Origin of the sequence: Sphingomonas montanisoli, from assembly GCF_008274695.1 — a bacterium.
In the GTDB taxonomy this organism is placed as follows: domain Bacteria; phylum Pseudomonadota; class Alphaproteobacteria; order Sphingomonadales; family Sphingomonadaceae; genus Rhizorhabdus; species Rhizorhabdus montanisoli.
Map to the genome: position 1 here is coordinate 690,101 of NZ_VTOU01000002.1, position 17,019 is coordinate 707,119.

The window sequence follows — 17,019 nt, forward strand, 5'->3', positions numbered from 1 at the left end:
CTCAGCAATGGCACCGCCATGCCAGGTGCGAGCGCCTCGCTTCGATCTGCTGATGCCGCGCTTCGGCATCGATCGTCGGGCCGAGGCCGAGCGCGTCGAGATCGGACAGCTTCACGCGCTGGGTCGTGATCGCGGGCATGCCTTCGGGCTTGGTCCAGCGGCTTGTCGCCATCACCTCGACGCGGCCTTCGGTGTCGAGCCAGTTGGCGACGCCGGGGTCGCGGGCGCTGATCACGATGCGGACCGATCCGTCGGCATCGCGCGCTGCCATCGCTTCGTTCAGGTTGGTGATGCGATTGACGTGGTCGAGCGGCTCATACCATTCGCGCATGTAGAGTTGCAGGTTCCAGTGCGCGGCATCGTCGGGGCGAACAGTGACGACCAGCGCCTCGTCAGGCTCGATCCGCACGAAGCAATGCGAATAGAAGAGGTCGCCCACGCCCTCCGCGACGAGGCCGGGCGTGCTGAATTCGTTGAGCGGCGCTTCCGCGCGACGGGCGTCCTGATAGGGCGGCCAGTAAAGCATCGAATTTTCGATCTGTACCAGCGCGTTATCGAGCATCCCCGCGATCCGATCGGGGGTGGGGCGGCCGGGCGTATCGACGCGGTCGATCCGTTCGATCACGAAGGTGGCGGGTTCGGCAGATTGCCAGTCATAATAATAATCGCGGACGTGGAGCAGGCTCGAATCCGGGCTCATCAGCAGGGTCGGATTGTCGGCCGGATCGGATGAGATCAGGATGTCGAACGCATCGCCCGGCCCGATGCCCAGATCGGAAGCCCACAGCGTAACGTCCACTCCGCCGCCGCCCTTGTTGTGCATCTCTCCGCGCTTGGCCTGCACCGCGAATTCCTCGCACGCGCCCATCGAACCCGACAGGCGATAGGTGTGCTGGCCCGAAATCGTGGTGCGCCGGGCGTTCTGGTCGACGTTCGGCCCGCCCCAGCGATAGACGAGGTCGTTGTGGCGGAACAGCAAGGGCTGGGCCGGGTCGCTGCTGCCCACCGCATAGGTGCTCCAGCAGGCGACCTGATTGAGCAGGTGGCGATAGCCCTCGGCCCGGTCGGCCTCGCTATAATCCTTGCCGGGATCGAAGATCTTGTCGCCCAGATCGGAAAGCCGCGCGCAGAAATCGCGCCATGCCTGCCCGCTGGTCAGATCGCTGCCGTTCATCGTCGGTCTCCCGTCAGTCGCCGGCCTCTTCGGGCCGGACGTGGAAATAGGTCATGTATTCGGCGAAGCGCGCGCGTTCGGCCGCGATGTCCATGCCCAGCGCGTCGACATCATGGGCGTGGCCGCCGTGGCGCCCGCGCGGCTTGGCGGCCAGATGATCGGCCAGAGCCTGCTCGGTCGCCGCGTTGAAAGGGATGCCGAAGCGTTCGGCGATCCGCTTCACCGTGCCGGCCTGGTCGCCGGTGAACTGATCGAAGGTCACGTCGATGCAGCGATCGTCGGTCAGCACGCCGCGCTTGCGCAAGTCGAGCACCGCATCGAGGTTGCGGCCGAACTGGTCCATGCTTTCGCGCGCCACCTCCTGGAAATCGACGCCCTCGGCGCTGCTCCAGCGCAGCGTCGCGATCAGGCTGGTGACGGAACTGATCATCGCCATCGGATCGCGATGGCACACGACGATCCGCGCGTCGGGATAGAGTTCGAGCATCAGTTCGAGATAGCCGAGGTGCGACGGCGCCTTGATCACCCAGGTCCGCCCGTCTCGCGCCTGATGCTGAAGGATCTGGAGAACCTGCCGGTGATATTCGTAGCCGGGCCGTAGGCCATTCGCCTGGATCCAGCGATCGTAGGAGGGAACGCGCGAATAGGTCCACAAGGGATCGGCGCGGAAGGCCGGCAGCATCGCCGACGGGTCTTCGCGCAACTGCAGCCCGCCATAGGTGTGGATGCCATCCATCGACACCGACAGTTCGGCGAGCAGGCGAACGTCGGCATTGGCGAGCTCGATGCGTGGATCGCGCCCGCCGTGATGGTTGGCAAAGGGCGTCGGCCACCAATATTCCCACGTTACCGGCGCACGCATGTTGGGGAGTAGCGCAAGCAGTTCGTGCATCATGGACGTGCCCGCGCGTGGGCTGCCCGTCACGATGATCGGCGCGACGATCCTTTCATCGAACACGGCGGGATATTCGGCGAGGTGGCGATAGTGGCGCAGCCGGTTTTCCAATGCGTGGATCACTTCGCCACGCAGCCGCAGTCGACCCGCAGGATGGAGGTTCGCCTCGGCCTCGATCGCGGCGATGAACACGTCCAGCGGTTCGCGGAAATCGTCAGGCCCCCAATCGGACAGACCGGTGGTCAGCTCGGCCTCGGCCAGCAAGTCGCCGACGACCAGTGGCTGGCGCGAGATTGCGTAGAGCGGGCCGCCTTCGCCATCGATGGCATGCTGCACCCATGCCGGCCTTGCGCCCGGATCCCACGTCATCGCTTTCGCCTCTCCCGATCTTGTTCGTTGCGGGACAGGCTATGGTCTTTGCGGTGGGATGCATCGACCGGAACGCGCGGCTCCGGTCAGCCGGAAAGTCCTACGGGCCGCAGGTCCACTGCCCCGCAAAGCTGCGCTGCGCGCCGTCGGTGCGATCGTAGGTGAGGCTGGCGGGGCGGGGCGGGGATTCGCCGCTGCCGATCGCGGGGCCGGTCAGCGCAATGCGGATCGTCTTGCCCTTGCCGCCGAAGGTTGCACCGTTGATCATCGCGTCATAGCCGCCTGGTGTCGCGACCTGCTCGACATAATCGCCGACCTTGACGATGCCGAACGCCGGATCTTTCGAACCGACATTGCCCTTGGCGATCAACAATATGTCGCCGCCCGTCGCCGTAAAGCTGCACCCGAGTTCGCCCTGCAGCTTCGCCGAACCAACTTCGGCGGGCGTAAGCGACGACAGGACGATGTCCGATCCGTCGCCGCCGATCGTGGGCTCGGCTTCGTTCGCCGCAATATTGCCATCCTCGGCTTGCGCCAGATTGTCGCCGCGGGCTTCGTTGGTGGAGGCGGGGCGGCTGCACGCGCCGAGTGCGAGCGCCATCATCAGGGCGGTGGGGACGGAAGCGTGCATTCGAAACCTCTCGCTTATCCTTATGATAGGCCAAATCCGTGCGCCGCCGATGGTTCCCCCGATCCCGACGGCATCATCGGCCGCTTGGCCGAAACGCGCGGTGATCCGCCATTTTCGGCAATCATTGCCGGGTCACACCCTTTCTTAACCGCACATCGGGCAATCTCCGACTCGTTCAGGGGAGTAGAGTCGATGTTGCGTACCGTCCGTCCGATGTTTGCCGTCGCTCTGCTTGCCACCGCTGCTCCTGCTTTCGCCACCACGGCGGCGCAGGGCATCCAGGCCGCCAACAGCGTCGCCGGTGAACCGCGCGGTGCCGAACGGCTCTATCCGACCTCGACCCTGAGCCTCGACAGCTGGCGCATGCTCGCCCGAGTCACGCGCATCGAGGCCGAGGCCGATGCACCGCGCAATGCGCCGGTTCGCGCAGAGGCCGACCGCCTGAACCCCTCGACTTGAGCGCGCCGCTCCGCCATCAGGCGGAGCATGACGCTTGCCCCCTACGCCGCCGATCCCTTCCGCAGCCGGGGCCGCTTCCACGCCACGCCTTCGGCCGAAACCCGCGGGCCGCGTGACGAATTCCAGCGCGATCGCGATCGGATCATCCATTCGATCAGCTTCCGCCGCCTGCGCCACAAGACACAGGTGTTCGTCGCCCCCGACGGCGATCATTATCGCGTCCGCCTGACCCATTCGATCGAGGTCGCGCAGATCGGTCGCACGATCGCCCGGGCTCTGGGATTGAACGAGGATCTGACCGAGGCCTTGTGCCTTGGCCACGATCTTGGCCACCCGCCCTTCGGTCATGCGGGCGAGGCCGCGCTCGATCGCGCGCTGAGCGCGACCGGCGGCTTCGATCACAACGCGCACACGCTGCGCCTGCTGACGCGGATCGAGGCGCCCTATCCGGCGCATCCGGGGCTCAACGTCAGCTGGGAGACGCTCGAAGGACTTGCCAAGCACAACGGCCCATTGGCCAATCCCAGCTGGGCGATGGCGGAGATCGACGCGGCCTGGCCGCTCGACCTCGACAGCTGGCCAAGCCTGGAGGCGCAGGTCGCCGCGCTGGCCGACGACATCGCTTACGACAACCACGACATCGACGATGGCGTGCGCGCGGGTCTGCTGACCATCGAACAGGTGCGACAGGATCCGCTCGTCGCCGCCAATTGGAATCGTGCCCGTGCGCGCTATCCCGACGTCGCCGAGCATCGCCTGTTGGGCGAGCTTGTGCGCGAACAGATCGGCGCGATGGTCAACGATCTGCTCGCCGAAAGCCGGCGACGGATCGCTGATGCCGCGCCCGGTTCGGTCGAGGATGTCCGCGCCGCCGGCCGCGCGCTGATCGGTTTTTCGGACGAGATGGCGGCGCGCGAAAAGGCGCTGACCCGCTTCATGTACGCCAATCTGTATCACCACCCGCAGCAGCTCGCGATTGCGGAGCAGGCGGGGCATGTGGTCGCCGCGCTGGCCGAGGCTTATCTCGGCGATCCGTCGCTATTGCCCGGTGGATGGTGCGAGACGCTACCGGCGGAGGAACCCGCCCGATCGCGCCATATCGGTGACTTCATCGCGGGGATGACCGATCGCTACGCCCTGTCGCGCTACCGCGAACTGATCGGCCCGATCGAGATCGGCGATGCTTTCTAACGTCGCTCGCTGGATCGCGCTGGTCGCGGCTTTGGCGGGGGCGTTCGTCTGGGTCGTCCTCGCGTCGATCCCGCCTGCTGCGCGTGGCGCAGATACGCCACCAACCGAGTTCTCCGCGATCCGCGCGATGGAGGTTGTGCGCGCTGTCGGTCACGAGCCGCATGTCACGGGGAGCGACGCCGACGCGCGGGTCCGGGCCTGGTTGGCCACGCGGCTGCGCGATCTGGGTGCGGACGTGTCGGAACAGACCGTGCCGCTCGACGGCAAGCCCAGGCAGCGGCTGGCGAAATGGCTCGGCCGGCCTGCCGATGGGGTGACGGGCACGAACATCGTCGCGCGCCTGCCCGGTCGTGATCCTGCGCTGCCGGCGGTTGCGATCATGGCACACCACGACAGCGTTGCGGGTTCGCCGGGTGCCGCCGACGACGGGATCGGCGTTGCGACCGCTGTCGAGGCTCTGCGCGCGATCCGTGCCACCGGGCGCCCGCCCGAACGCGACGTGCTGCTGATCCTGACCGATGGCGAGGAGATCGGCCTGAGCGGCGCCAAGGTGTTTTTCAAGGGCCATCCTCTGGCCGGTCGCGTCGGCGCGCTCGTCAATCTCGATTCCCGTGGAGCGGGCGGACGCGCGAACATGTTCGAGACGGGGCGCGGCAATGGCGCGATGATGCGGCTCTATGCCGGTGCGATCGCGCGGCCCGCCGCCAATTCGGTGTCGGTGCTGGTCTATGATCGGATGCCGAACTCGACCGACTACACGCCTGCGAAGGCGCGCGGCGTCCCCGGCTTCAACATCGCACCGCTCGATCGCGCCTGGACCTACCACTCGCCGCTGTCGACACCGGCCGCGCTCGATCCCGGCACCCTTCAGGACATGGGCGATCAGACGCTCGGGGTGATCCGCGCGATGGCCTTCGCCAGCGATCTGCCGGCGCGCGAACCCGATGCCGCTTTCGCCGACCTGATGGGGCGGTGGATGATCGTCTATCCGGTCGGCTGGGGCTGGGCGGTGCTGGGGGTGGCTCTTCTGCTTCTATTCATGCCCAGCCGTTCGTCCCGAGCGGAGGCGAGAGCCGTTGGCGGGAGGGACCGTCTCTCGACTTCGCTCGTCATGAACGGAGTGGAAAGGGGAGCCTTGGTCACCCTGACCTTTCTGGCCCACACCGCCCTTCTGCTCACCGCGCTGAACGCGCTCTCGGGTAGCGGGCACGCCAACTATTACGACCGGCTCGCCGCGCTTCCGGGCCTGGAGGTGCAGGCATGGCTTGCGGTGGTCACGATGATTGCGCTGCTCCCGCTGATCCGCCGCCCGCAGATCAAGCTGCTCGCCATCGTTCCCGGGCAGGCGATGATGTGGATCGGGCTGCTGAGCGGTGGGCCGGCGATCCTGCTCGTCATCCTCGCGGTGGTCGCGATGGGCTTTGCCGCAGTTCTGCCGCGCGACGGCGATGGCCCCGCCGGGGCGACCGTGCTCCTGCTTTGTGTAGCACTCGCTACACAAATTCTCGCCCCGACCGCCGCGCCCTTCTTCGCTTGGCCGCTCCTTTTCGTCGCTATAGGGGGCGCCTCGCGCACCTTGCTGCCGCCCGTCGTCGGCCTTGTGGTCACGGCGCTCGTCGCCGCGATCGGGCTGGGTCATATCGGCAGCATGGCGCATTTCGTGATGCTCGCGCTGGGCGCCGAATTGCCTGTGGTGCTCGTCGTGGCGCTGCTCGCCGGCTTGCCGTTGCTCTGGCCATTGCTGCCCGAACGCGACGACTGGCGGGTGGCTGTACCTTTGCTGATCATGGCGATCGGCATCGCTCTGTGGGTTCGATGCGACCCCATCGCGCCGAGCGTCGCGACCTATAGCCTTTCTGACGGGCGCAAAACCAAGTAAGGGCGCTCCCCTACCTGCCAAGCCCTGAAACGGACATTGATTTGACCACGCTCTACAAGCGTTTCGCCGATCGGATCGGCGCCATCCTGAAAGACCTCGAAGCGACGGGTGCGCTGCCCGCCGGCATCGATCGCCGCAATGTCGCGGTCGAGCCGCCGCGCGATCCCTCGCACGGCGATCTGGCGACGAACGTCGCGATGGTCCTCGCCAAGCCTGCGGGCACCAATCCGCGCGCGTTGGCCGACCTGATCGTGCCGAAGCTGGCGGAACTGCCCGAGATCGAGGCCGCCTCGGTTGCCGGACCCGGCTTCATCAACGTACGGCTGACCGAAGGCACCTGGCGAGACGAACTCGCGACGATCCTGTCGACCGGCACCGAATATGGCCGCTCGACCGTAGGGCAGGGCGTTCGCGTCAATGTCGAATATGTGTCGGCCAACCCGACTGGGCCGATGCACATGGGCCATTGTCGTGGCGCGGTGGTGGGCGATGCGCTCGCCGCTTTGCTCGAATATGCGGGCTATGCCGTCACGCGCGAATATTATGTCAACGATGCCGGATCGCAGGTTCAGACGCTCGCCCGCTCGGCGCACCTGCGCTACCGCGAGGCACTGGGCGAGACGATCGAGATCCCCGAGGGCTTTTATCCCGGGGACTATCTGGTTGCGATCGGACGGGCGCTCGCCGCAGAATTCGGCTCCAAATATGTGGGCGCGCCTGAGGGCGAATGGCTCGATATCTTCCGCGAATTCACCGTCGAGAAGATGATGGACATGATCCGCGCCGATCTCGCGCTGCTCGGCATCCACCACGATCTGTTCGCGTCCGAAGCCGCCGTGCAGAAGGCGGGCAAGGTCGACGCCGCGCTCGATCGGCTGCGGGCCGAAGGGCTCGTCTATCAGGGCACGCTCGAGCCGCCCAAGGGGGAGCTTCCCGACGATTGGGAGCCGACCGAGATGACCTTGTTCAAGGCCACCGCGTTCGGCGACGACAGCGATCGGCCGGTGCGCAAGTCCGACGGCGGGCTGACCTATTTCGGCACCGACCTCGCTTATCACGCGCAGAAGGCCGACAGCGCCGATCTGCTGATCGACATATGGGGCGCCGACCATGCCGGCACGGTCAAGCGGATCAAGGCGGCGGTGCAGGCGCTGACCGGCGGAAAGGTTCCGCTCGACGTCAAGCTTGTCCAGATGGTGCGCCTGTTGCGTGGCGGCGAGCCGGTGAAGATGTCGAAGCGCGCGGGCAATTTCGTGACGCTGGCCGATGTGGTGCGCGAAGTCGGCAAGGACGTCGTCCGCTTCACGATGCTCACCCGCAAGTCCGATGCGCAGATGGACTTCGATTTCGCCAAGGTGGTCGAGGCTTCCAAGGACAACCCGGTCTTCTACGTCCAATATGCCCACGCACGCGGACGCTCGCTGCACCGGCGTGCAGGCGAGGCGGGTATCGACGTGACGCCGGCAGCCAACCTGTCTCTGCTCGATGCCGAGGAACTCGCGCTGGTGAAGTTCGCGGCGCAATTCCCCCGGATCGTCGAGGCGGCGGCGGGGAGCCATGAGCCCCATCGCATCGCTTTCTACCTCTACGATCTGGCGGCGATGTTCCACGCTTTGTGGAATCGCGGCAATGACGACCCGGCTCGTCGCTTCCTGCTGGCGGACGATCCCGAAACGACCCGGGCGCGGCTGGCGCTGTCCGACGCGATCGGGCAGGTTATCCGCAACGGCCTGGGCGTCATGGGTGTCGCCGCGGCTGAGGAGATGCAGTGAGATGACCGATTACTCCCGCGATCGGCTGGGGCCGGACGATGAAGAGCGTCTGCCGTGGCTCGAACCGGTCGAGGAGGATTATGAGGAGGAGCGCGGGCTCAGCCCCGCGAAGATCGCGATCGGCGTGATCATCCTGCTCGTCGTCATCGGCATGATCGCGGGGTCGGTGCTCTGGCTGCGCGGACGCGGCGACGTCGCCGCCTCGGGCGATGGTTCGGTCATCAGGGCGCCCGACGACTATTACAAGCAGCGCCCCGAAAATCCGGGCGGCATGGACGTCGGCTCGGGTGACGAGATCGTCTATAGCGCCAGCCAGGGTAACGAGGTGGCGAGCGAGGTCGACACGCGTGGCGCCGCAGAGGCTCCGATCAACGTCGATCGCGCGCAGGCGCCCGTCACGGTCGCGATCCCGCCGTCGCGCACCGCCCAGGCCGGCCTGCCGCCGGCGGCGACCGCGCCGGCCAAGACCGCCGATGCCGCGGTCCCGACCAAGGTCGCCCCGCCTGTCGCCAAGCCTGCCGCGCCCAAGCCGGTAGCGGCGGCCCCGGTGGCTTCGGCGCCTGCTCCGGCGAGTGGTGGGTCGATGGTTCAGCTCGGTGCCTTCTCCAGCCCGGCCAAGGCCAACTCCGCCTGGAAGTCGCTTTCGGGCCGCTTCTCCTTCCTGTCGGGCCTCACCCAGTCGGTCGCGCCGGTCCAGTCTGGGGACAAGACCCTCTACCGCCTGCGCGCCAGCGGTGGCGACGCGCGCAACATCTGCGCGCGCCTGAAGACTGCGGGGGAAAGCTGCTCGGTGATCGGGTGACACCCCTCTTCCTCGGGCTCTCGGGCCCGGTACTGACCGATGACGAGCGTGCCTTCTTCGCGTCGATCGATCCGGCGGGGTTCGTGCTGTTCCGTCGCAATGTCGAGGATCCGTCACAGCTTCGCGCGCTGACCGACAGCCTGCGCGATCTGTCGGGGCGCGCAGGTCTGCCGATCATGGTCGATCAGGAGGGCGGCCGCGTCGCGCGGATGCAGCCGCCGCACTGGCCGGCCTTTCCGAAGGGCGAGGCGTTCGACCGGCTCTACGACATCGCCCCGATCACCGCGATCGAGGCGTCCCGGCTCAACGCGATGGCGCTGGCGGCGATCCTGCGCGATGCGGGGATCAACATCGATCTGCTGCCCCTGCTCGACGTGCGACAGCCGGGCGCGCACGACATCATCGGTGATCGCGCGCTGGGCGCCGATCCGGTCCGCGTGGCGGCGATGGGCCGCGCGGTGATCGAGGGACTGGCGGCCGGCGGTGTCGTCGGCGTCGTCAAGCATATGCCGGGTCATGGCCGCGCCATGGCCGACAGCCATGTCGAGCTGCCGGTCGTCGATGCCGATATCCACGCGCTCGAAACCGATCTCGCGCCGTTCATCGCGCTCAAGGGCGCACCAATGGCGATGACCGCGCATGTCGTCTATCGCGCCTGGGATGCCGATCATTGCGCGACGCTCTCGCCCACCGTCATCGGCGACGTGATCCGCGGCCGCATCGGCTTCGACGGCCTGCTGATGACCGACGATCTGGGCATGCACGCGCTGTCGGGCGATTTCGGCACCCGCGCGGAACAGGCGCTTGCCGCCGGTTGCGACATCATCCTCCACTGTTCGGGCAAGCTGGAAGAGATGGAGGCCGTTGCTGGCGCGGTCGGCCCGATCTCCGACGTCGCCAAGTCGCGTCTCGACCGCGCGATGGCGACGATCGAAGGCGCAATATCGTCGCGTAGCCTCGCCGATCTGATGGCCGAACGCGATGCGATGATGGCGCCGGTGCTGGATACGGCGGTGGGCGCGGATCCGACCAACTACTGAAGCCCTCTCCCGCGTGGGGGAGAGGGTTTGGGTGAGGGTCTTCCTCTCCGCTGGGCGATGACATAGCATCCGAAACGATGCCGCCCGTTCGCCGCCAGATCAGCCCCTTTGCTCACGCCATGCGGCAGGATGCGACCGACGTTGAAATGCGCATGTGGATGGCGTTGCGAGGCCGTCGTCTCGATAGCTGGAAATTCAAGCGCCAGGCCACGATCGGCCGTTATGTCGTTGATTTTCTATGTATAGAGGCTCGGTTGGTTATCGAACTGGATGGAGGGCCGCATAGCGAACAGCGTGACGCGTCGAGGACGGCATTGATCGAAGCTGCCGGTTATCGGGTGATCCGCTTCTGGAACAATGAAGTGGTCGACAATTTTGACGGAGTTCTCGCCTCGCTGCGGATCGCACTTGGAGAGGTGAGACCCTCACCCAACCCTCTCCCGCACGCGGGAGAGGGTTAAGAAATGGCCGGAGATAGCGAACCGTTCGAGCTGCCATATGCCGAGAGTGCGTCGGCGGAAGTGCTGACGCTCGATCTCGACGGATGGGAAGGGCCGCTCGATCTGTTGCTCACCCTCGCCCGCGCGCAGAAGGTCGATCTGCGCGAGATTTCGATCCTGCAGCTGACCGAGCAATATCTGGCGTTCATCGACAATGCCCGTGCGCTCAAGCTCGAGCTCGCGGCCGATTATCTCGTGATGGCGGCGTGGCTCGCTTATCTCAAATCCTGCCTGCTGCTGCCCAAGGATCCCGAGGTCGAGCCGAGCCCCGAGGAACTGGCCTTGCGGCTCCAGCTTCGCCTTCAGCGCCTCAACGCGATGCGCGAGGCCGGGGCGCGGCTGATGGCGCGCGACCGGATCGGGCGCGACGTGTTCGAGCGCGGCGCGCCCGAAGGGCTCAAGCTCGTCCGCAAGGCGGCGTGGGAGGCGAGCCTGTTCGATCTGATCGCGGCCTATGGCGCGGTTCGTGCGCGGGCCGAGGTGCCCGTCCATCTGGTACAGCGCCGGCCGGTGATGACACTCGATCAGGCGATCGACCGCGTGTCCCGGATGGTGGGTGCCGCGCTCGACTGGGCCGATCTCGAAAGCTTCCTCCCCCACGGCATCGACGGTGACTATCGCCGCTCGGCGCTTGCCTCGAGCTTTGTCGCCGCGCTCGAACTTGCGAAGCAGGGGCGGGTGGCCTTGCAGCAGGAACAGCCCTTCGCGCCGCTGATGATCCGGGGGACGGCATGAGCGACGAACCTGACGATCTGCTCCGCGCCCTCGAAGCCGCTCTGTTCGCGGCCGAGGCGCCGATGTCGGTCGCCGAACTGACGACGGTGATCGGGTCGGAGGGCGTCGCGGGGGCGCTGCCCCGCCTCGCCGCGCTCTATGCGGGCCGGGGGATCGAACTGGTCGAACGGGGCGGGCGCTGGCATTTCCAGACCGCCGCCGATCTCGCGCATATTTTGCGCCGTACCCGCGAAGAACCGCGCAAGCTCAGCCGTGCGGGGATCGAGACGCTGGCGATCATCGCCTATCACGAACCCGTCAGCCGCGCCGAAATCGAAGCGATCCGCGGTGTCCAGATCTCGAAGGGGACGCTCGATGTCCTGCTCGAAGCCGGCTGGATTCGGCCTGCGGGACGACGCGAGGTGCCGGGACGTCCGCTGATCTATGCGACGACGCCAGGCTTTCTGTCGCATTTCGGGCTGGGCGATCGGCGCGATCTGCCGGGAATCGCCGATCTGAAGGCCGCTGGCCTGCTCGATCCGGTAGATTTGGCGATGGAGCAGCTAATCATGGAAAAACCCGAAGAGGACGCCTAGATACGGGGCTTCCGAGGAGAATCGTAATGGGTGGTTTGAGCATCTGGCATTGGCTGGTCGTGGGCGTGATCGTCATGCTCCTGTTCGGCAAGGGCCGCTTCTCCGACATGATGGGTGATGTCGCCAAGGGCATCAAAAGCTTCAAGAAGGGCATGTCCGAAGAGGACGAGGCCCAGCAGCAGGCGCAGCGTCCTGCGCCTCGCCTGCAGCAGCAGCCCCCGCTCGATCCCAATCCGGATCAGACGCTGCAGCCTATGAAGGACGATCGCCCGCACAGCTGATCCGACGGGGTAACGGGGCAAAGCCGCGATGTTCGACATCGCACCGACCGAACTGCTGCTGGTGGCCGTCGTCGCGCTCGTCGTGATCGGCCCGAAGGATCTGCCGCGCGCGATGCGCTTCGTGGGGCAGTGGATCGCCAAGGCGCGCGGGGTCGCACGCCATTTCCGCTCGGGCATCGACGAGATGATCCGCCAGTCCGAGCTGGAAGAGATGGAAAAGAAGTGGGCGGCGGAGAATGAGCGAATCATGCGCGAGCATCCCGTTCAGACTTCGGTTGAACACTCCGCGCCCGGACCCGTCGATGATGACGGACAGATGCTGCCGATCGGGCATGTGAGCGACGCCCGCCCCGATGGACCTGCCGATCCTGTCGAAGCCCCGCATCCCGATCCGAAGACCACGCCACTGCCATGAACGAGATCGACGAGAGCAAGGCGCCCCTGCTCGAACACCTGCTGGAGCTGCGCCGCCGGTTGCTGATCGCGGTCGGGGCGGTGGGCGTCTGCTTCGCGGTCTGCCTGTATTTCGCGCGGCCGATCTTCGCCTTTCTGGTGCAGCCGCTGCTGCGTGCCGGGCAGGGCAAGCTGATCTACACCCAGATCTTCGAAGCCTTCTTCGTCGAGATCAAGGTCGCCTTCTTCGCCGCGATGATGCTGGCATTCCCCATCATCGCCAATCAGCTGTGGCAGTTCGTCGCACCCGGCCTCTACAAGAATGAGAAGCGGGCGCTGCTGCCCTTCCTGTTCGCGACACCGTTGCTGTTTCTGGCGGGCGCTGCGCTGGCTTATTATGTGGCGATCCCTGTCGCGCTCCACTTCCTGCTCGGCTTCCAGGGCAATCTGGGCGGCGTGCAGCAGGAGGCTTTGCCGGGCGTCGGCAACTATCTTTCGTTCGTCATGCAATTCCTGTTCGGCTTCGGCTTGTCTTTCCTGTTGCCGGTCGTGCTGATGCTGCTGGAGCGCGCGGGGATCGTTACCCGCCAGCAACTCGTCGGGGCGCGGCGTTATGCGATCGTCGGTGCATTCGCGATCGCAGCGGTGCTGACGCCCCCCGATATCGGATCGCAGCTGTTGCTCGCGATCCCGCTGGTGATCCTCTACGAATTCGCGCTGATCGGCATCTGGTTCACCGAACGAAGCCGCAAAAAAGAAACGCCCGAGACGGTCTGACCGTCCCGGGCGCCTTTTTGAGCAGCGCGGATACTTTGCCCGCGCGCCTCTCCTAGAGTGTTACTTCGCGCCGTCAGCAGCGTTCGAAACGGCCTTGCCGGCCGACGAGACGTCCTTGCCCGCGCCTTCGACGGTGTTGCACGCAGCGGCGAGCAGGGCGGCCGACAGCAGGGCGGCGGCGGCGATGTGCTTGATCATGATTGTCCTCCTGAAACTTTCTCCTCCGCGCGAAGGCGGGGATCACGCGAGATAATGCGTGGCTCACAAGCTTGTTCCCAAGCTGTAATGATTTGATCCGGAAGATTAATTGCCCTGGAAAGTAGTGGGCCCGGCGCGTCGGGGGGGGGGGAGACGCGGCCGGGCCCTGGTTATTGTGGATAGCGGGAGCGGGGGGGGCAAAGCATCGCTATCCGAAGTGCTGAACGGCCTTCCCGACTATCGGTTCCGATCGGTGCCAAAAGATTTTGCGTTTTTAACGAAAAAAACGACGCGTTCGTCAGCCGGCCATGATCGGAATACTGATCGCGAAGCGGCCGGCGCGTGTATCCTGATCGAGTGGGGAGCGCAGCTGGCGAGCGAGGCCAGTAATGACCCGCTCGAACCGCTCGAATGCTGGCGAGCTTTCTAGCGCGTTTTCGACCAGCGCCAGCGTTTCGATCCGCAGCAGCGCTCGATCGGGCGCGTCGGTGGCCTCCAGCGAGATCAGGATCGAGCCCTTCGGATTGCAGAACATCATCAATTCGACGACTTCGGTGATCAGGAACGCGACCGGGGCGGCGACATCCTGTCCGACATTGGCGCTGATCATGTTGAGTGCGATCGGCATGCCCGAAGCGGCTGGCGGCGCAGAGGCGCGCAGGTTCGACGCAAGTTCGCCTGCCAGCGCGCGGATCGCGACGCCGCGATTGTCCTCGAGCTCGGCAAAATGATTGCGGTGGACCACCGCAAGCGCGTCGACGCGTCGCTGGATGGCGGCATAGGCGTCGTGCGCGGCTGGCTCGCTGGCGCCACGCGCATGCAGGTTGATCAGGCTGGAAATGACCTGAAGGTTGTTCTTGACCCGATGATGCACTTCGCGGGTCAGCTTGACCTGGGTTTTCAGCCCTTCCTGCAATTCCTCCTCATGCGCGATGATCTGGCTGGCGACCTTGGCGAAGCTCTCGGCCAGCTCGCGGATCTCGTGCGCGGGGGTATTGAGGCGGGGGAGAACGAGCGGGCCGTGGCCCAGTTCGTAGGAATCGATCGCCGACTGCAGCTTCAGCATCGGGAAGATCAGCAACTGGTTGACGATCAGCCAGCCGGTGAAGGCCGCCGCCAGCCACATCAGGATGGGGATCGCGACCAGCAGGGCGGTGCGCGCACCCACCGAGTCGGTTTCGAACCAGGCCTGGAGCAGAACGCCGGTGTTGCCGATCGGCACCGTCCGCGCGATCGATCCTGCTCCTCTGTCGGTCAGCATCAGCGTCCGCCCGCCCTGAAACAATGCCAGCCGGGTCAGCCGCATTCCGGGTTCGTCGATGATATCGACGGGGATTTCGGAAATGGGCAGCTCGGTCTCGGCGATCAGCGAATGATCGGGCCGTGCGACGGTCAGGCGCAGAAGCTTGCGGGCGTCGTCGATCCGCACCGCCTGATCGACGCCGACGGGCAGCTTTCCTTCGGTCACGCGGGGGCCGGGCGTCTGGCAGCGGCGCACGCCGGAGCCGTCGAACATCGCGATCGCCGGGCCGGGATTGTCGGGGCGCACCTTGCTGATCAATGCGCGGCAGATGTCGGCGGCGTCACGCGCGTTGGAAAGCGGCAGGCGCATTGCGCCCACGCGCGCGTCGATGGCGCTGTCGACCTGCGCCGCATAGACGGCAGTCGTCATCTGTGCTGCGGTCAGCCTCTGCTGCCTGTTCGCGTTTGCGGTGTCCAGCGATGTAAGGAGTGCGATCAGGCCGAGCGGCAACAAAGCCGCCGACAGGATCAGCAGCATTTTCGTGCCGGTCGACAGCCTGGCGGCCAGGATGCGCACCGACCGCGCCATTATGGCGTTCCGAAGCGTTCTTCGCCGATGAGCGGAAACGAGGCGGGCGTAACGGTTCGCACCGTCAGTCCAGCTTGCTCAGCAGGTCCAGGAACTCGTCGGGAATCTGTTCATTGACGGTTTCGGTATAGACCGAACGCAGGGCGTTGCCGACGCCGCTATCGCGGGCGCCTTCACGCTTGCGTCGCGCGGGCTTGGGCGTGCTCACTTTAGGTTCGCCCCCAATCTTGTCGTCGGTAGGCTCCAACTGGCCTGCACCCCTGATCAATGTTTTATCGTCCACACGCTACCCCGCGGGCTTGTTTTCGGCCCGGAAGCCAGCCCTGTCATGATCGTTGCGGACAGTTAATGGTTGATGCCATAAAATGCATGCCGCGGTCAGGAAACAAAAAACTGTCCCGTTGGTTCCACGTTCCGAATGTCAAATTGCGCGCATTCTAATTTTGGGGGCCGAGGCGGCTTCCGCTGGGTGGGTCGGGTTACTATCTCCTTGATCCACCGTGCGGATGACGCGGCACCCAGTCAGGGAGAATAAGAATATCATGTCGCTTGGCCAGAAACTCGCGCCGCACCTGCCCTTCCTGCGCCGCTATGCGCGTGCGCTGACCGGCAGCCAGAGCCACGGCGACAATTATGTGCGGGCGGCGCTGGAAGCCATCGTCGCGTCGCCGGGCGATTTTCCCGCCGATGTCGATGCCCGCGTCGGGCTCTACCGCACCTTCCAGGCGATCTGGCAATCGACCACCTATGACGACGACGGCAGCGCCCAGCCGCCCTTCGGCGCGGAGCGTGAAGCGGTTGCCCAGGCCCGCCTGCAGACCATCACCCCGCTGTCGCGTCAGGCGCTGCTGCTGACCGCGATGGAGGGCTTCACCGTCACCGAAACCGCTTATCTGATCGATTCGACCGATGATGAGGTCGAGGCGCTGGTTGCCGATGCGGTCGGCGAGATCGAACGGCAGACCCGTACCGACGTGCTGATCATCGAAGACGAACCGATCATCGCGATGGATCTCGAAACGATCGTCCGCGATCTGGGGCACAGCGTCACCGGCGTTGCGGTTACCCGCGACGAAGCAGTCGCGCAGGCGCATGCGCATCGTCCGGGCCTCGTTCTTGCCGATATCCAGCTGGCCGACGACAGTTCGGGCATCGATGCGGTGAAGGATATCCTGGCCGAATTCAGCGTGCCGGTGATCTTCATCACCGCCTTCCCCGAACGGCTGCTGACGGGTGAGCGGCCCGAGCCGACCTTCCTCATCACCAAGCCGTTCCAGCGGTCGACGGTCCGCGCGGCGATCAGCCAGGCATTGTTCTTCGATGCGGCAACTGTCGCCGCCTGATGCTGCCGATTGTTCCAATAGCGAAACAATTGGAACCCGTTACGGCGACGTCCGTTTGACCTCGTAAGAGTGCGAAGCCGCGAAGTGGACATGTCGTCCCTTCGCGGAATTGCCATATCGCATGGGGTACATCGGTTGTATCTGGCCAACTTTAATGGCGCTTCAGGCGCCGCC

The 17,019-nt window shown here is 65.6% G+C and carries 19 protein-coding genes; 13 read left to right on the forward strand and 6 right to left on the reverse strand.

Going from position 1 to position 17,019, the window contains the following annotated elements:
* Position 1: 1 nt before the first annotated feature.
* The 3 genes from FYJ91_RS09125 to FYJ91_RS09135 form a co-directional block, all read right to left on the reverse strand.
* Positions 2 to 1,174: a DUF1214 domain-containing protein gene (locus FYJ91_RS09125; RefSeq protein WP_149521937.1), complete on the reverse strand. Its 1,173-nt coding sequence runs from the start codon at positions 1,172 to 1,174 to the stop codon at positions 2 to 4.
* 13 nt (positions 1,175 to 1,187) lie between these two features.
* Positions 1,188 to 2,438 (reverse strand): sulfotransferase family protein, encoded by a 1,251-nt coding sequence (locus FYJ91_RS09130; protein ID WP_149521938.1) that lies wholly within the window; start codon positions 2,436 to 2,438, stop codon positions 1,188 to 1,190.
* 100 nt (positions 2,439 to 2,538) lie between these two features.
* A complete protein-coding gene (locus tag FYJ91_RS09135) occupies positions 2,539 to 3,069 on the reverse strand; it encodes a hypothetical protein (protein WP_149521939.1) in 531 nt (176 codons plus the stop codon).
* A 192-nt stretch (positions 3,070 to 3,261) separates the two neighbouring features.
* Here FYJ91_RS09135 and FYJ91_RS09140 point away from each other — a divergent pair, with 192 nt between their 5' ends.
* The 12 genes from FYJ91_RS09140 to tatC all read left to right on the forward strand — a co-directional run bounded on the left by FYJ91_RS09140 (position 3,262) and on the right by tatC (position 13,473).
* Entirely contained in the window at positions 3,262 to 3,528 is a 267-nt protein-coding gene (locus tag FYJ91_RS09140; protein WP_149521940.1) for a hypothetical protein, read from the forward strand.
* Positions 3,529 to 3,555: 27 nt separating this feature from the next.
* Positions 3,556 to 4,719, forward strand: coding sequence for a deoxyguanosinetriphosphate triphosphohydrolase (locus tag FYJ91_RS09145; protein WP_149521941.1), 1,164 nt, complete (start codon positions 3,556 to 3,558; stop codon positions 4,717 to 4,719).
* Positions 4,709 to 6,598 carry a M20/M25/M40 family metallo-hydrolase gene (locus FYJ91_RS09150; RefSeq protein WP_149521942.1) on the forward strand — a complete coding sequence of 630 codons (1,890 nt, stop codon included), beginning with the start codon at positions 4,709 to 4,711 and terminating at the stop codon, positions 6,596 to 6,598. The genes FYJ91_RS09145 and FYJ91_RS09150 overlap by 11 nt, the downstream gene beginning before the upstream one ends.
* A gap of 41 nt (positions 6,599 to 6,639) precedes the next feature.
* Positions 6,640 to 8,370 carry an arginine--tRNA ligase gene (argS, locus tag FYJ91_RS09155; protein ID WP_149521943.1) on the forward strand — a complete coding sequence of 577 codons (1,731 nt, stop codon included), beginning with the start codon at positions 6,640 to 6,642 and terminating at the stop codon, positions 8,368 to 8,370.
* Between the two features lies 1 nt (position 8,371).
* Positions 8,372 to 9,172 carry an SPOR domain-containing protein gene (locus tag FYJ91_RS09160; protein WP_149521944.1) on the forward strand — a complete coding sequence of 267 codons (801 nt, stop codon included), beginning with the start codon at positions 8,372 to 8,374 and terminating at the stop codon, positions 9,170 to 9,172.
* Complete coding sequence (gene nagZ, locus FYJ91_RS09165; protein ID WP_149521945.1) at positions 9,169 to 10,212, forward strand: beta-N-acetylhexosaminidase; 1,044 nt, start codon at positions 9,169 to 9,171, stop codon at positions 10,210 to 10,212. Before FYJ91_RS09160 ends, nagZ begins: the two co-directional genes overlap by 4 nt.
* A 77-nt stretch (positions 10,213 to 10,289) precedes the next feature.
* Positions 10,290 to 10,673 carry an endonuclease domain-containing protein gene (locus FYJ91_RS09170; RefSeq protein ID WP_149521946.1) on the forward strand — a complete coding sequence of 128 codons (384 nt, stop codon included), beginning with the start codon at positions 10,290 to 10,292 and terminating at the stop codon, positions 10,671 to 10,673.
* Positions 10,674 to 10,676: 3 nt separating this feature from the next.
* On the forward strand, positions 10,677 to 11,447 hold the full coding sequence (locus FYJ91_RS09175; RefSeq protein ID WP_149521947.1) for a segregation and condensation protein A: 771 nt from the start codon (positions 10,677 to 10,679) through the stop codon (positions 11,445 to 11,447).
* Positions 11,444 to 12,022 (forward strand): SMC-Scp complex subunit ScpB, encoded by a 579-nt coding sequence (scpB, locus tag FYJ91_RS09180; protein WP_149521948.1) that lies wholly within the window; start codon positions 11,444 to 11,446, stop codon positions 12,020 to 12,022. The genes FYJ91_RS09175 and scpB overlap by 4 nt, the downstream gene beginning before the upstream one ends.
* A 26-nt stretch (positions 12,023 to 12,048) precedes the next feature.
* Positions 12,049 to 12,303: a twin-arginine translocase TatA/TatE family subunit gene (locus FYJ91_RS09185; protein WP_149521949.1), complete on the forward strand. Its 255-nt coding sequence runs from the start codon at positions 12,049 to 12,051 to the stop codon at positions 12,301 to 12,303.
* Between the two features lie 28 nt (positions 12,304 to 12,331).
* Complete coding sequence (tatB, locus tag FYJ91_RS21090; protein WP_425473998.1) at positions 12,332 to 12,718, forward strand: Sec-independent protein translocase protein TatB; 387 nt, start codon at positions 12,332 to 12,334, stop codon at positions 12,716 to 12,718.
* Positions 12,715 to 13,473, forward strand: coding sequence for a twin-arginine translocase subunit TatC (gene tatC, locus FYJ91_RS09195; RefSeq protein ID WP_149521950.1), 759 nt, complete (start codon positions 12,715 to 12,717; stop codon positions 13,471 to 13,473). Before tatB ends, tatC begins: the two co-directional genes overlap by 4 nt.
* Before the next feature lie 60 nt (positions 13,474 to 13,533).
* Here tatC and FYJ91_RS09200 read toward each other — a convergent pair whose 3' ends face one another.
* The 3 genes from FYJ91_RS09200 to FYJ91_RS09210 form a co-directional block, all read right to left on the reverse strand.
* On the reverse strand, positions 13,534 to 13,671 hold the full coding sequence (locus FYJ91_RS09200) for an entericidin A/B family lipoprotein (protein WP_149521951.1): 138 nt from the start codon (positions 13,669 to 13,671) through the stop codon (positions 13,534 to 13,536).
* 298 nt (positions 13,672 to 13,969) lie between these two features.
* Complete coding sequence (locus FYJ91_RS09205; RefSeq protein WP_149521952.1) at positions 13,970 to 15,502, reverse strand: sensor histidine kinase; 1,533 nt, start codon at positions 15,500 to 15,502, stop codon at positions 13,970 to 13,972.
* Positions 15,503 to 15,566: 64 nt separating this feature from the next.
* On the reverse strand, positions 15,567 to 15,785 hold the full coding sequence (locus FYJ91_RS09210; RefSeq protein WP_149521953.1) for a NepR family anti-sigma factor: 219 nt from the start codon (positions 15,783 to 15,785) through the stop codon (positions 15,567 to 15,569).
* Between the two features lie 259 nt (positions 15,786 to 16,044).
* Here FYJ91_RS09210 and FYJ91_RS09215 point away from each other — a divergent pair, with 259 nt between their 5' ends.
* Positions 16,045 to 16,845 carry a response regulator gene (locus FYJ91_RS09215; protein WP_149521954.1) on the forward strand — a complete coding sequence of 267 codons (801 nt, stop codon included), beginning with the start codon at positions 16,045 to 16,047 and terminating at the stop codon, positions 16,843 to 16,845.
* Positions 16,846 to 17,019: the final 174 nt, after the last annotated feature.